The organism is Actinoplanes sp. NBRC 103695, from assembly GCF_030269485.1.
GTDB lineage: Bacteria > Actinomycetota > Actinomycetes > Mycobacteriales > Micromonosporaceae > Actinoplanes.
Window position 1 is genome coordinate 100849 of the sequence record NZ_BSTL01000003.1, and the last position, 13115, is coordinate 113963.

The 13115-nt window shown below is 71.1% G+C and carries 11 protein-coding genes; 6 read left to right on the forward strand and 5 right to left on the reverse strand.

The window, feature by feature from the left end:
• Window position 1: 1 nt before the first annotated feature.
• Window positions 2-1054 (forward strand): alpha/beta fold hydrolase, encoded by a 1053-nt coding sequence (locus QSK31_RS05345; protein WP_285681580.1) that lies wholly within the window; start codon window positions 2-4, stop codon window positions 1052-1054.
• On the opposite strand, the gene QSK31_RS05350 is transcribed toward QSK31_RS05345, so the two are convergent.
• The 4 genes from QSK31_RS05350 to QSK31_RS05365 form a co-directional block, all read right to left on the reverse strand.
• A complete protein-coding gene (locus QSK31_RS05350) occupies window positions 1044-1946 on the reverse strand; it encodes a carbohydrate ABC transporter permease (RefSeq protein ID WP_285681582.1) in 903 nt (300 codons plus the stop codon). The genes QSK31_RS05345 and QSK31_RS05350 overlap by 11 nt on opposite strands.
• Window positions 1943-2872 carry a carbohydrate ABC transporter permease gene (locus QSK31_RS05355; RefSeq protein ID WP_285681584.1) on the reverse strand — a complete coding sequence of 310 codons (930 nt, stop codon included), beginning with the start codon at window positions 2870-2872 and terminating at the stop codon, window positions 1943-1945. Before QSK31_RS05355 ends, QSK31_RS05350 begins: the two co-directional genes overlap by 4 nt.
• A 3-nt stretch (window positions 2873-2875) precedes the next feature.
• On the reverse strand, window positions 2876-4177 hold the full coding sequence (locus tag QSK31_RS05360; protein WP_285681586.1) for an ABC transporter substrate-binding protein: 1302 nt from the start codon (window positions 4175-4177) through the stop codon (window positions 2876-2878).
• Window positions 4178-4307: 130 nt separating this feature from the next.
• Complete coding sequence (locus QSK31_RS05365) at window positions 4308-5624, reverse strand: PQQ-dependent sugar dehydrogenase (RefSeq protein WP_285681587.1); 1317 nt, start codon at window positions 5622-5624, stop codon at window positions 4308-4310.
• Between the two features lie 336 nt (window positions 5625-5960).
• On the opposite strand from QSK31_RS05365, the gene QSK31_RS05370 reads away from it, so the two are divergent.
• From QSK31_RS05370 to QSK31_RS05390, 5 genes are read left to right on the forward strand one after another with little or no spacing between them, the layout of a single operon-like run.
• Window positions 5961-7121 carry a hypothetical protein gene (locus QSK31_RS05370; protein ID WP_285681588.1) on the forward strand — a complete coding sequence of 387 codons (1161 nt, stop codon included), beginning with the start codon at window positions 5961-5963 and terminating at the stop codon, window positions 7119-7121.
• The gene (locus QSK31_RS05375) at window positions 7108-9474 is read left to right on the forward strand and encodes a sensor histidine kinase (protein ID WP_285681589.1); all 2367 of its coding nucleotides are present in this window, start codon (window positions 7108-7110) and stop codon (window positions 9472-9474) included. The genes QSK31_RS05370 and QSK31_RS05375 overlap by 14 nt, the downstream gene beginning before the upstream one ends.
• A gap of 15 nt (window positions 9475-9489) precedes the next feature.
• Window positions 9490-9939 carry a roadblock/LC7 domain-containing protein gene (locus QSK31_RS05380; protein WP_285681591.1) on the forward strand — a complete coding sequence of 150 codons (450 nt, stop codon included), beginning with the start codon at window positions 9490-9492 and terminating at the stop codon, window positions 9937-9939.
• Complete coding sequence (locus QSK31_RS05385) at window positions 9936-10382, forward strand: DUF742 domain-containing protein (RefSeq protein ID WP_285681593.1); 447 nt, start codon at window positions 9936-9938, stop codon at window positions 10380-10382. Before QSK31_RS05380 ends, QSK31_RS05385 begins: the two co-directional genes overlap by 4 nt.
• Window positions 10383-10392: 10 nt before the next feature.
• Window positions 10393-10983, forward strand: coding sequence for a GTP-binding protein (locus tag QSK31_RS05390; protein ID WP_285681595.1), 591 nt, complete (start codon window positions 10393-10395; stop codon window positions 10981-10983).
• 535 nt (window positions 10984-11518) lie between these two features.
• Here the strand turns inward: QSK31_RS05390 and QSK31_RS05395 are convergent.
• Window positions 11519-13096: an MFS transporter gene (locus QSK31_RS05395; protein ID WP_285681597.1), complete on the reverse strand. Its 1578-nt coding sequence runs from the start codon at window positions 13094-13096 to the stop codon at window positions 11519-11521.
• Window positions 13097-13115 lie beyond the last annotated feature (19 nt).

A 13115-nucleotide genomic window follows, 5' to 3' on the forward strand; every position in this document is an offset into this window, starting at 1 on the left:
GATGGAGACCCGTGATCTGCGCGTTCAGGCCCGCGGTGTTACCCAGAACGTGCTCGTCGGCGGGCCGGATGACGGGACGCCGGTGCTTCTGGTGCACGGCAACTGCTCCTCCGCGGCGTTCTGGACGCCGCTCGTCCGGCGGCTCCCCGACGGCATCCGGGTCGTCGCCCCGGACCTGCGCGGGTACGGCCGCAGCGAGACCGCTCCGGTGGACGCCACCCGGGGTCTGAGCGACTTCGCCGACGACGTGGCCGCCCTGCTGGACGACCGGAGCCTGTTCCCGCGGGAGGGCCCGGTCGTGGTGGCCGCGCACTCGATGGGCTGCGGCGTGGTGATGCGGATGCTCGCCGACCACCCGGGCCGGTTCTCGTCGGTACTGCTGGAGGCGCCGGTCAGCCCGTACGGCTTCGGCGGCACCCGCGACCTCGACGGCACCCCGACCACGGCGGACTTCGCCGGCACCGGTGGCGGCACCGCCAACCCGGACTTCGTGGCGCGCATCCAGGCGGGCGACCGCAGCGCCGACGTGCCGACCAGCCCGCTCTCCGTGCTGCGCGCCGCCTACGTGGCCGATCCGGCGTCACTCGGCGAGGACGAGACGCTGCTGCTCGACACGGTGCTGAGCACGGCCGTCGGGGAGGACAACTACCCGGGCGACGGCCGGCCGGTGCCGAGCTGGCCGGGGATCGGGCCGGGCGACCGCGGCGTGCTCAACACGATGGCGCCCAGCCACTTCAACGTCGCCGAGGCGCTGATCGGGATCCCGTCGAAGCCGCCGATCGTCTGGGTTCGCGGCGACCGGGACGCGATCGTGTCCGACACGTCGCTGTTCGACCTGGCGTACCTCGGCTCTCTCGATCTGGTGCCGGGCTGGCCCGGCGCCGAGGCCTGCCCGCCGCAGCCGATGGTCGGCCAGACCCGCGCGGTGCTCGAGCGGTACGCGCAGAACGGCGGCACCTTCCGCGAGGTCGTCTACGCCGGCTGCGGCCACTCACCGCACATCGAGCGCCCGGCCGAGGTGACCGCGGAGCTGCTCCGGCTGGTCAGCCCTTGATCCCGGTCTCCGCGACGCCCTGCACGAGGTAGCGCTGGAGCAGCACGAACACCAGCACCAGCGGTGCGATGGAGACGGCGGCCGCCAGGAACAGCTCGTGCAGGTTGATCGTCTGGGCGGTGAGGAACGTGCTCAGCGCCACCTGGACGGTCCACTTGGACGAGTCCTGCCCGATGATCAGCGGCCACAGGAACTGGTTCCAGTTGTTGATGAACGTGATCACCGCGATCGCCGAGAAGAACGCTCCGGAGTTGGGCACGACGATCCGCCAGAAGGCGCCGAAGTAGCCCAGCCCGTCGAGCCGCGCGGCCTCCTCGAGACTGCGCGGGAAGTTGAGGAAGTACTGCCGGAACAGGAACGTCGTGAAGCCGCTGAACAGGACCGGCACGATGATCCCCTGGTAGGTGTCCACCCAGCGCAACTGCGACACGATGATGAACGACGGAATGAACGTCACGGCCGGCGGGATCATCAGGGTGACCAGGACGGCGTAGAAGATCGGCGTCGCGTACCGGTACGGGATGCGGGCCAGCCCGTAGCCGGCCATCGAGCAGAGCAGCAGCATCCCGACGGTCTGGCTGATCGCCACGATGGCCGAGTTGCCCAGGGCCTGGAGCAGGTTGACGGACGGGTCGGTGAACAGCTCGCCGAAGTTCTCCCAGTGGATGGTGCTGGGGAACAGCGTCCAGCCGGGGGCGGTGATCTCCGAGTCGGCCGCGAGCGCGTTGCGGATGATCAGGTAGAACGGCACCAGGAACAGGCCGGCCGCGATGATCAGGGCCAGATAGCGTGCCGAGGTGCCGAGCGTCTCGGCGGGCGTTCGCGGGCGGGCGCGAGGGCGCAGCGGGGCTTCCTCCTCCGCGGCAACGGGCGGTGTCGTCGTGGCGGTCATTCAGCCCTCCCGAAGCCGAAGATCCGGCCCTGCGCCAAGGTCACGATCATGATCAGCAGCGCCAGGATGACGGCGCCCGCCGTCCCGTGGCCGTAGTCCTGGTTGCCCTGCGCGGTGTAGTACAGGTAGACCAGCGGCGGGCGGGCGAACGACGAGTTGCCGAGCAGGTTGAAGAACTCGTCGAAGGCCTGATAGGCGTTGATCAGCAGGAGCAGCAGCACCGCCACCGACGTCGGCCGCAGCTGCGGGAAGGTGATGTAGCGGAAGGTCTGCCAGCCGCGCCCGGCGCCGTCCACGTCGGCCGCCTCGTACAGATCCCGCGGGATCCGCTGCAGGCCGGCGATGAACAGGATCATGTAGAAACCGAGCTGCAGCCAGAGCCGGACGGTGACGATCACCAGCCAGTACCAGGGCGGGTCGGTGGTGGCCAGCCACGCGATGTTGTCCACGCCGAACCAGCCGAGGACGGTGTTGGCCAGCCCGAACCGCACCCCGTTGAAGATCGAGAGCTTCCAGACCAGCGAGGCCACCACGTACGAGCAGGCGGTCGGCAGGAAGAACACCGAGCGGAAGAACGTCCGCATGAACCGGATCCGGTTGAGCAGCATCGCCAGACCCAGCGCCAGCGCGAAGGTCAGCGGCACGATGAACGCCGCGAACACGGTGAACGTGACCAGGCTGTCCAGGAACGGGCCGGGCTTGAGCAGGTCGATGTAGTTGTCGAGCCCGACCCAGTCGCCCGGGGTCACGGTGTTCTGGCCGCGCGAGAAACTCAGGATCACCGACCAGATGATCGGCACGTAGACGAAGATCACCAGGCCGGCCAGGAACGGGCCGACGAACAGCCAGAAGGCCGGGGCGACGCCGCCGATACGGCCCCGGCCCCGGCTCCCGCGCGGGGGCGCCGCCACTTCTGTCGTGGCCACGTGTCAGCCGTACAGGCGCTTGAGTTCGGCGTTGACGGCCTTCTCCGCGGTGGCGATGCTGGCGTCGATGTCGGCGCCCTTGCGGACGATCGCCGTGGCCGCGTCGGCGTAGGCGCTGTTCATCTTCGGCGTCCAGGCCGGGTTGCCGGCGACGGCGTAGTCGTTGAAGATCTTCAACGCGTCCGCGGCCGGGCCGGACTGCAGCTTGCTCGCCTTGGCGGCCAGCGACTTGCGCGGCGGCACGTGGAACCCGTAGCTGAGGTTGAAGTCCTCCTGGTTCTTCACATTCTCGATCCAGAGCCATTTGATGTACGCCTTGGCGGCGTCCACGTTCTTGGCCTTGGCGCTGACCATCGCGCCCCAGCCGCCGGCGAACGTGGACGGCTTGCCGACGCTCGCGCTGAAGGCGGGCCACGGTACGACGCCGAAGTCGTCACCGACGGCCTTCTGGATGCCGGGCATCGCCCACAGGCCGCACCACTGCATCGCCGCCAGGCCCTGGGTGAACGAGGAGGGATCCCACCAGTCGGTCGGCGAGCCCAGCAGGATCGACTTGGAGTTGAACAGCTCCCGCATCTTGGCGAACGACTGCTTCGCCTCCGCGCTGGTGAAGCCGGGCTTGTTGTCGGCCGTCAGGTAGTCGCTGCCGACGCTCCAGAGGATCTGGCCGAGCAGCGATCCGCCGCCGAACGCGGGGGTCACGCCGGCGTCGTTGCCGATGAAGAGCCCCTTCTGGTCCTTGGTGTTCAGTGCCTTGGAGGCGGCGATCAGCTCGTCGATCGTGGTCGGCGGCTTGATGCCGGCCTTGGCCAGCAGGCTCTTGCGGTAGTAGAGGACGCCCATGTCGTCGACCATCTTGATCATGTAGATCTTGCCGTCGACAGTGGAGGACTTGATGTCCGCCTCGGTGTAGTCGCTCTTGACGTCGGCGATGATGTCGTCCAGCGGCACGATCTGGCCGCTCTTGACCTGGTCGATGTTGGGTGTGCTCTCGAAGACGTCCGGCCCCGAGGTGGAGAGCAGCCCCGAGTTGAGCTTGGACGTGTAGTCGCCGGGCGTCCACTGCACCTTCACCGCGGCCTTGTCGTACTCCTTGGCGTAGCGCTCGACGGCCTGTTGGGTGCCGGCCTCGCCGTACTGGTGGTACCAGACGTTGAGCGCGGCCTTGGATCCGTCGCCGCCGCTGTTCGACAGGCCCGAGCTGCCTTCGCCGCAGGCGGCCAGCAGGGGTCCGGCGGCGAGTCCCGCCGCGCCCAGGCCGAGCCCTCGAAGGACCTGCCGTCGTTCGATTCCGCGTTCCTCCACAGTCTTGCTCCCGCCTGATTTCGAGGCCCTGGCACGGCGATGGTTTGACATGCGTGAAACAAGTTTGCAATCTTGGTGCGACCGACCCTAGTACCCGAACGGGCGCCGCGCATCTGTCAAAAGATCACGGTCAGGGTGCGATGACGCGGTAGACCGCTCCGGCGAGATCGTCGCTGACGTAGAGAGCTCCGTCCGGGCCCTGCACGGCCATGACGGGACGGCCCCAGCGGGAACCGTCATCGAGCTGGAAACCGGTCAGCAACGTCTGCTGGGGGCCGAGGGTGCCGTCGCGCCAGGCGAAGAACGACACCTCGGGCGGGCGGGGCGGTTTGCGGTTCCACGAGCCGTGCACGCCGACCAGGGCGCCGGGGCCGTACGCGCCGGGCAGGCCCGGCTTCACCGCGAAACTCAGGCCCAGGGGAGCGGAGTGCGCACCCATGCCCTGCTCGACCGGTGGCAGCTTCGCGCAGTCGAGCTCGGCGCCGTCCGGGTTCGTCTGGACGTCCCGCACGAAGGGTCGCGCGGTGTAGCCCAGCGGCGAGCCTCTGGTGCCGGGCCGCAGATCGGGATCCGGGTTGCAGTACGGCCAGCCGAGGTCGCGTCCCTGCTCGAGCCGGGCCAGCGGCTCGAGCGGATGGTCGTTCACGTACGACTGGAGGATCTCGCCCCGGTCGTCGCCGTCGTGCGGATAGCCGATGTTGTCCCGGTTGTTGACCGCGGTCCACACCGCGCCACCGGGATCCACGGCCAGGCCGGTGCCGTTGCGGACGCCCCGCGCGAACACCGTGGGCTTTCCGCCGCCCGCCGGGGCCCGCAGGATGGTGGCGCGTTCCGGGGCGGCGTCCCGGTCCCCGGCCGAGATGTTGCCGGTCGAGCCGACCGAGACGTAGAGCGCGCCGTCCGGGCCGACCGCCACGCTCTTCAGCGCGTGCGCGTACTGACCGCCCAGCTCCGGGCTCTTGGCGTCGGGCAGATCGCCGATGACGACCCGCCGGCCGGAGACCTTCCCGGACGCGTACGTGTAGGCGTCGACCCGGTCGCTCTCGGCCACCAGCAGGGTGTCACCGTCCAGGGCCAGCCCGTGTGGCTGGTTCAGGCCGCTGACCAGGGTGCTCGCGGCCGGAGCGGCGTCACCGGCGCCGGGGGAGAGCTCGACGACGTCGCCGAACTTGGGCCGGGAGACGAGCAGCCGCCGATCGCCGGTCCACGCCAGCAACCGGGCTCCCGGCACGCGCGCCCACACGGTCACCGTCCAGCCGGGCGGGGCCTGCAGGCGGCGAGCCCGATCGAAGGGCGCGGCATCGTTGCCGGCCAGGGGGCGAACGGCGGTTTCGGTGAGAGTCGAGCCGGCGGGCCGGGCCCCGCCGGCTGTGGGCTCGTCCGCGGAACAAGCCGCCGTGGTGAGCGCCATCGCGCCGGCCAGAAGCGCTCGCGCGATCCTGTTCATCGCGCCTCCAGAGGTGCCGGTCGAGTGGGTCGCGGATCTTACGACTCGCATGATCACAAGACAATACTTCGAACATCATCACTGTCCGGATGTCGATCAATCCTGTCTGGACCGCCGTAACAATCGGTCAAGGCTCCATGACTCGATGCGGTCCCGCATCAGTAAGTTTCACCCCGACCGGCCTGCGGTTTGTTCCCAGGACGGAGAGTTTCAAAGCTAGCGCGGAGTTCGCGCCGAGGGTGAGTGATGATGACAACAGGGGCGCGTCAGCGACGGCGTAGTGGGCTGTTCAGCGGCAGAACGCGAAGTCTGTTCCCGCTTGTCCTGGTTCTGCCGGTGACATTGCTGTTCTCGATGGTGTGGCAGTCGGTCGGCGATCAGATCGACTTCGCCAACCTGGAACGGGACGGCGTCAGGTACATCCAGCAGCTCGGACCGCTGGAGATCGCGTTGACGAACACGCAGTCCGCCGTCGTCAGCGGCCGGCCGTTGCCACGCCAGGAACTGATCCGGGCGGTCGACAACGTCGCCGCCGTGGATCGTGAACTCGGCGGGCGGCTGCACACCGAGGACCGGTGGACCGGGCTGCGCACCAAGATCGAATCGCTGCCGGGCAGTGGCGCCGGCGCGACGGTCATGGACGCCTACGCCGGCGCCCACGACCTGCTGCTGGCCCTGATGGACAAGGTCCGCAACAACTCCAAGCTGATCCGCGACCCGGACGCCGACAGCTACTACCTGGGTGACGGCGCGACCCAGGAGCTCCCGGAAGGCATCATCGCCGCCGCCAACTACACCGACCTCCTGGTGAGCGCGGCCGGCCTGCCCGGTGGCGACCGGGCCGACGCCCTGGTCGACATCAACTCCGCGCGCTCCGATCTGGTCGGCAACGCCCGCGACCTCTCCGAGGACGTCCGGCTCGCCGTCGAAGGCGCCACCGGCAGCCGGAGCCTCGGCAGCGCGCTGCTGAGCAAGCTCGACCGCCTCAACCGCTCGATCGACAACCTCGTGCCCCTGATGCAGCCGGTGCTGGCCGGGAAGGGCCGCGTGGACGTGGCCCAGATCGCCCGGGCCCGCGACGAGATGCAGGCCGCGGCGGCGGACTTCTCGGCGGCGCTCCTCGTCCAGATCGACATCGCGCTGAAGGACCGGCTCTCGTCGCTCGGCCAGCGCCGCCTGCTGGCGATCGGGACGCTGGCGCTGGCGGTGCTGCTGGCGCTCGTGCCGCTCGTCATGGCCCTGGTGACCCGTCGAGGAGACGCCAAGGGCAGGAGCGAGCCGAACCGGCCGCCGGCGCCGCGGGTTCCGGCCCATCAAGCGCCGGCCCATCAGGCGCCGGACCGCCCGGCACCGGAACGCCAGCACCCGGAGCGACCGGCCGCGCCACCGCGGCAACGGCCCGCGGAGCCCGTGCCGGCGCACTGGCCCCCATCGAGGCAACCCGACCGGTCCGACCCGGAGTTCGCGCGATGGGAGCGATTCGGTGCTCCTCAGTAGGCTCCGCATTCGCGGCAAGCTGACGTTGCTGGTGATGATCCCGCTGCTGGCGATGGCCGGGCTGGTCCTGCCGGTCGTCCGCGAGCTCGCCGTCAACGCCAACCAGGCCACCGAGATCGACACCGCCGCCACGGTGGCCGGGCGGGTCGGCGCGCTCCTGCAGGACATGGAACGCGAGCGCCTGCTCTCGGTCGGTTTCCTGCTCGGCGTCGCCGACAAGGACGAGCTCACGCTGCAGACCGCCACGGTCACCGACCGGGCCCTCGACGTGCGCCAGGACCTCGGCGACGACCTGCCACCCGAGGTGGTCGCCGCGCTCGACGGAGCGGCGCGGCTGACCTCGACGCGCAGCCAGGTGCTGCTGAAGCGGATCGCGCCCGAGGAACTGCTCGACAAGTTCGCCCCGGTGCTGGCCGGCATCATCGAATCGCTGCGGCTGGTGCAGAACGCCGACGCCGGCACCGACGCCGGCCGGCAGCTGATCGCGCTGGACGCGTTGCTGCGCATGGACGAGTCCAACACCGAGAGCACCGCGCTGCTCGCCGTCATGGCCGGTGGCGACGTCGTCCGCCAGTCGGTGCGCTACCGCGAGGAGCGCGCCGAGTTCGACACCTACCTGACGCGGTTCACCAACTTCGCCACGCCGGCCCAGCGCGGACTGTACGACCTGGTGGCGACGGCCTTCACCGAGCGCGTCGGCGTCCGCTTCGACAACGACTTCGAGGCCGACCCGGTCCGGACGATGGCGGCGTTGCCGGTCGCCACGCTGTTCCCCGCCCTCCAGTCGTTCAACGCGCTCGGCAGCTTCGTGGAGAAGCGCCTCGTCGACGACGTCACGTCCCTGGTGGCCAGGCAACGGCAACAACAGCTCACCATCGCGTACGGAATCGGCGCTCTTGCCCTGGCGGTCCTGCTCCTGGTCCTGATCCTGGTGGCGGCGGTCGCCCGGGCCGTGGCGGTCCCGCTGACCCGGCTCAGCCGCTCGGCCGCGCAGGTGGCGGACGCCGGCGAGACCGAACTGCGGAGGGTTGCCGACGACGAGAGCGAGACGGTCGATCCGGTACGCCTCGAGGTGCTCGAGGTGAACTCCAACGACGAGATCGGCGACCTGGCGCGCGTCTTCGAACGCGTGCAGAGCACCGCCTCGCTACTCGTCGAGCGGCAGGTGCTCAGCCGGCGCAACGTCGCGGAGATGTTCGGCCACATCGGCCGGCGTACCCAGAACCTGGTCGGCGGTCAGGTGAGCCTGATCGACGAACTGGAGACCGAGGAGGCCGACCCGGACCGGCTGGCGAAGCTCTACCGGCTCGACCACATCGCCAACCGCCTGCGCCGCAGCGCCGACAGCCTGGTGGTTATCTCCGGCGCCGAGCGGGAGGAGAGCCACCACTCGCCGGCCCGGCTGGTCGACGTGGTGCGCCTCGCGCTCGCCGAGATCGAGGAGTACACCCGGGTCGACGTCGACGTGCCGCTCGACCTGTCGGTGGCGCCCGCTCTCGTCGGCGACATGGTGCTGATCTGCGCGGAACTGCTGGAGAACGCGACGTCGTTCTCCCCGCCGCACACCCGGGTCAGCGTCAGCGCCCAGGTCGTGCGGGGCGGCGCCCGGCTGGTCGTCGCCGACCACGGCATCGGCATGCCCGACGAGCGGCTCATCGAGGAGAACTCCCGGATCGCCCGCCGCGAGCGGCTCGACCTCGTGCCCAGCCAGGTGCTCGGCCTGTTCGTGGTCGGCCGCCTGGCCCGCCGGCACGGGCTCGCGGTCGCGCTGTCACACACCCCCGGCGGCGGCATCACCGTCGGCGTGGACATCAGCGAGGCGCAGCTCGCCGGGGAACGGAACGTCGTGCCCGAACCGTCTCCGGTGCCGTCGCCCTGGGAGATCGCGGCGCCCGCCGAGGTCGTGCTCACCCCGCACCGGCAGGAGTCCCCGCAATCGCGGCCGGCCGGGCTGTGGCCCACCGAGGAGGAGGCGCTGGCGCGGGTCAGCGACCTGATGCGATACGACCAGCTGACCTGGAACGGCTTCGAGGTCGTTCGCAGCCTGCAGGCGGCGCCGTCGGCACCCGCTCGCCCTGAGCCGCCTGTCGTTCCGCCGCCCGCCCTCCGTGAGCCGCCGCCCCCGCCCACGGCCGCCGCGCGTCCGTCTGCCGCGCCTGCGTCCGCCGAGGCGCAGTCGCTCAGCCGGCGGGTGCCCGGGGCGTCCCTGCCCTCGCCCGATTCCTCTCCACGCCGCGCAACCGGCCTGCCGGCGGTCGTGCAGGACCCGGACGCGGCGCGCAGCCTCGTCGAGCAGATCGAGTCCGGCGTGGCGCGGGCGCTCCACGACGCCTCACCGAAGAACCGACAGTGAAGAGGAAACAGCACGATGGACAGCATCCACACTCACACCCCCGTCGTGGAGATCAGCGCCGAGGCGAAGACGTTCAACTGGCTCCTGGGCTCGTTCACCACCAGGACGTCGGGCGTGGAAGAGGCGATCGCGGTGTCCTCGGACGGTCTGCTCATCGCGAAGTCGTCCAAGCGGGACCGGGGCAGCTCCGACCGCCTCGGCGCGGTGGTGTCCGGAATGACCAGCCTGGCCAGCGGCGCGGCCGAGTGGTACCGGCTGGGCGCGCTGAACCGGGTGGTCGTCGACATGGCGGACGGGTACCTGCTGGTCACCTCGATCAGCCGGGGCGCGGTGCTCGGCGTCATCGCGAGCCGGTCGGCGAATCTCGGCACCGTGGCGTACGAGATGACGCTCTTCGGAAGCCGGGCCGGAGCGACCCTGACACCGGGGTTGATCGCGGAACTGAAGAGAGCCGTCCAGATGTGAGCGAGCCGATCGGGAGAATCCCCCCGTACCTCCGGGTTCCACCGGCCGGAGGCGCGCCGACCAGCCCACCGGATCCGCCGGCCGCTCCCGGCGACCAGATGCGGCAGCGCCCGTTCGTCCTGACCTCCGGCCGGGTCAACGCGGTCGATCGCGAGATCGAGTTCGAGACCCAGGTGACGTTGCGGCCCTACGACCCGCGGGTCGGGCGGGTGCCGCTCGCGTCGCTGGGCCCGGAGATGCAGGCGATGGTGGCGCTGTGCCAGGATCCGATCTCGGTCGCGGAGATCTCGGCGCGGCTACGCCTCCACCTCGGCGTCACCAAGATCCTGGTGGCCGACCTGCGTGCCGCCGGATACCTCGACGTGCACGTCACCGACACCCTGAACGCCCATTCCCCCGAGCTCATCCTGCGAGTGATGCGTGGACTACGCGCGATTTCCTGACGAGCCGGCCATGCCGGCATTAGGCCGTGCCGGCGTCCGGACCCCACCGGTCCCGGTCAAGATCATCGTGGCCGGCGGCTTCGGCGTCGGCAAGACGACGACGGTACGGGCGATCTCCGAGATCGCCCCGCTCACCACCGAGGCCGAGATGACCGAGGTGGCCGCCGGCGTGGACGAACAACGCGCGGACAGCCTCAAGACCACCACGACGGTGGCGATGGACTTCGGCTGCGTGACCATCGACCAGAGCCTCAAGCTCTACCTGTTCGGCACGCCCGGGCAGGACCGGTTCGGCTTCATGTGGGACGACCTGACCCACGGCGCGCTCGGAGCGCTCGTCGTCGTGGACAGCGCGCGGCTGGCCGACTGCTATCAGCCGGTGGACTACTTCGAGCGCGCCGGGCTGCCGTTCGCCGTCGCGGTCAACACCTTCGACGGGCGCCTGGCGTACGACCTGGCCGAGGTGCGCTGGGCCCTGGCCGTCAACGACCGCGTGCCGATCGTGACGTTCGACGCCCGGTTCCGCACGTCGGTGCGTGACGCCCTGATGGTGGTCCTCGAACAGGCCCTCGACCAGGTCCTGCACGCCCAGACCCCGTGACCGGGCGCGTCGGCCGTCCCGCCCGTCCGGTGCGTGCCCGTCGGGTTGCCTGGCGGCGGGGTGTTTGCTCGCGGCCGTGCCGCTGCTTCTGCCGGGCGTGGGGTTCGGCGGGGTTGCCAGGCGGCGGGGTGTTTGCTCGCGGCCGTGCCGCTGCTTCTGCCGGGCGTGGGGTTCGGCGGGCTTGCCAGGCGGCGGGGTGCCTGCTCGCGGCTGGTGCCGCCGCTCGCGGTGGTAGGTGGGGACGAAAGTGGTGGTCCAGGGCGGCATCCGCCGGTGTGGACGGCCGGTCAGACCGTCGTGGCTTGCGACTCGCGCGGCCAATGGTAGGAGCGGGCGCTATCCACCGGGACCTCCGCGCTCTCGGCTACCGCGCGCGCGAACAGCGGTAGCTCAGCGCGGCATTCGGGGCCGGATGCCGCGCTGGCCCACCACTGCATGCCTGGTCCTACCCCTCGCGCGGACTTCTACCACCGACCCGTCCCCGCGCCGGGCGCGAGCGGCGGCGAGCAGGCCCCCGTCCCACGCGCCGGCAAAGCTAGACCGGGGACAGCTCCGCGCCCTTCGCCGGCGTGAAGGACACCATCAGGACCCGGTCGGCCTGCAGGTAGATGGACAGGTCGGCGGCGACGCCGCGCAGGTCGGCCGCCGGGGTGACCGCGATCGTCAGAGCCCCGGCGTCGACGTACTCGCCGAGCACGAGCGCGTCGTGCCCGAGCCCGGCCGTGTCCGGGCCGAGGCGGACGGCCACCACGCTGTGCCGGGGGAGGCGGCAGCGCAGCCCGGCGGCGATGGCGCGTCCGCTGGTCCGGGGCTCGTCGGCGCCGTAGACGACGAGCAGTTCGTCGCTGGTGGCGAGCTCGGCCAGCCGGGCCACGACCGCGGCACCGCCGAGGCGGGTGTCCGGCTCGCTGACGACCGCGATCGTCATCGCCGTCGGTCCGGGTTCCGGCTCGAAGCGCGTCGTGAGCCCGAGACCGACGGACAGCCCGTGGCCGCCGACGTAGACGGCGGCCCCGAGCAGCAAGGCGGCGAGCAGGACCCAGGCCACGGCGTACGAGTGGGTCAGCCCGATCGCCCCGGCCACCAGCGCCGGCGGGAGCAGCGCGCCGAGCGCTCCCACCGAGCCGGTCACGCCCATCACGGCGCCCGCGTCGTCCGGCCGTGCGGCCTTGCCGATCAGGGCGAGCAGGGCGCCGCTGGCGATGCCGTCGCACACCGCGATCCCCGCGATCACGGGCGCCATCAGCCACCACACCCGCGGGATCAGCGCGCCGGCCAGGCACAGGGTCGCGGCGGCGGCGTAGCAGATCATCACCAGCCGGGCGGTGGGCCGCCGGTCGGTCCACCACCCACCGGCCAGCCGACCGGCCGACGCGAGGCCGACCACGGCCGCCGTGACGATCAGGGCGTGGAGCCGGCTGAGGCCGGTGGCGGCGGTCAGGAACACGGGCAGATACACCGCGATCGAGACGATCCCGCCGAGGGCGAGGAGGTAGAGCAGTGACAGCGACGTGGACGAGGCGAGCCGGATCATCGCCGCGCACCGGCGGGCCGGAGATTCGCGGGGACGCGCCGGGACCGGGTCCCGGAGCACCGCCGCGGCCAGGACGGCGTATCCCGCCAGCGACCCGGCCAGGACGTACGCGGCCTGCCGTCCCTCGGGGTCGAGTCGCCAGGACACGGCCGAGATCACCACGGCGACCAGCGCGCCGAGGCCGAAGAGCCCCAGACCGAGACCGCGCCGGCCGTACGGCAGGGCCCGCGACACGAGGGTGGAGCCGACCACGAACGCGCCCCCCGCGACGCCGGTGGCGGCGCCGGCCAGCGCGACCGCCGGGACCGTGCCGGCCAGTCCCACGGCGGCCACCGACATCGCCGACAGCAGGCTGACGGCGGGCACCATCACCCGCGCGCCGTAGCGATCGGTGAGCACCCCCACGGGCAGCCGCACCAGCGCCGCGACCAGCAGCGGCAACCCGATCAGCACGGCATAGCGCCCGGGGCCGACGTCGAACCGTTCGTGCAGGTGCGGGCCGATCAGGATCGAGGCCCGCAGGTTCAGTCCCAGCCCGAGGGTCGCCACGAACAGCGTCGACAGCTCCCGCGAGGTCATCAACGAGCCAGCCTTCCAC

What these genes read in the sequence shown, in the direction of transcription:
- QSK31_RS05345 (WP_285681580.1), top strand. Translation starts at nt 2, where the DNA reads ATGGAGACCCGTGATCTGCGCGTTCAGGCCCGCGGTGTTACCCAGAAC.
- QSK31_RS05350 (WP_285681582.1), bottom strand. Translation starts at nt 1,946, where the DNA reads ATGACCGCCACGACGACACCGCCCGTTGCCGCGGAGGAGGAAGCCCCG.
- QSK31_RS05365 (WP_285681587.1), bottom strand. Translation starts at nt 5,624, where the DNA reads ATGAACAGGATCGCGCGAGCGCTTCTGGCCGGCGCGATGGCGCTCACC.
- QSK31_RS05380 (WP_285681591.1), top strand. Translation starts at nt 9,490, where the DNA reads ATGGACAGCATCCACACTCACACCCCCGTCGTGGAGATCAGCGCCGAG.
- QSK31_RS05390 (WP_285681595.1), top strand. Translation starts at nt 10,393, where the DNA reads ATGCCGGCATTAGGCCGTGCCGGCGTCCGGACCCCACCGGTCCCGGTC.
- QSK31_RS05395 (WP_285681597.1), bottom strand. Translation starts at nt 13,096, where the DNA reads ATGACCTCGCGGGAGCTGTCGACGCTGTTCGTGGCGACCCTCGGGCTG.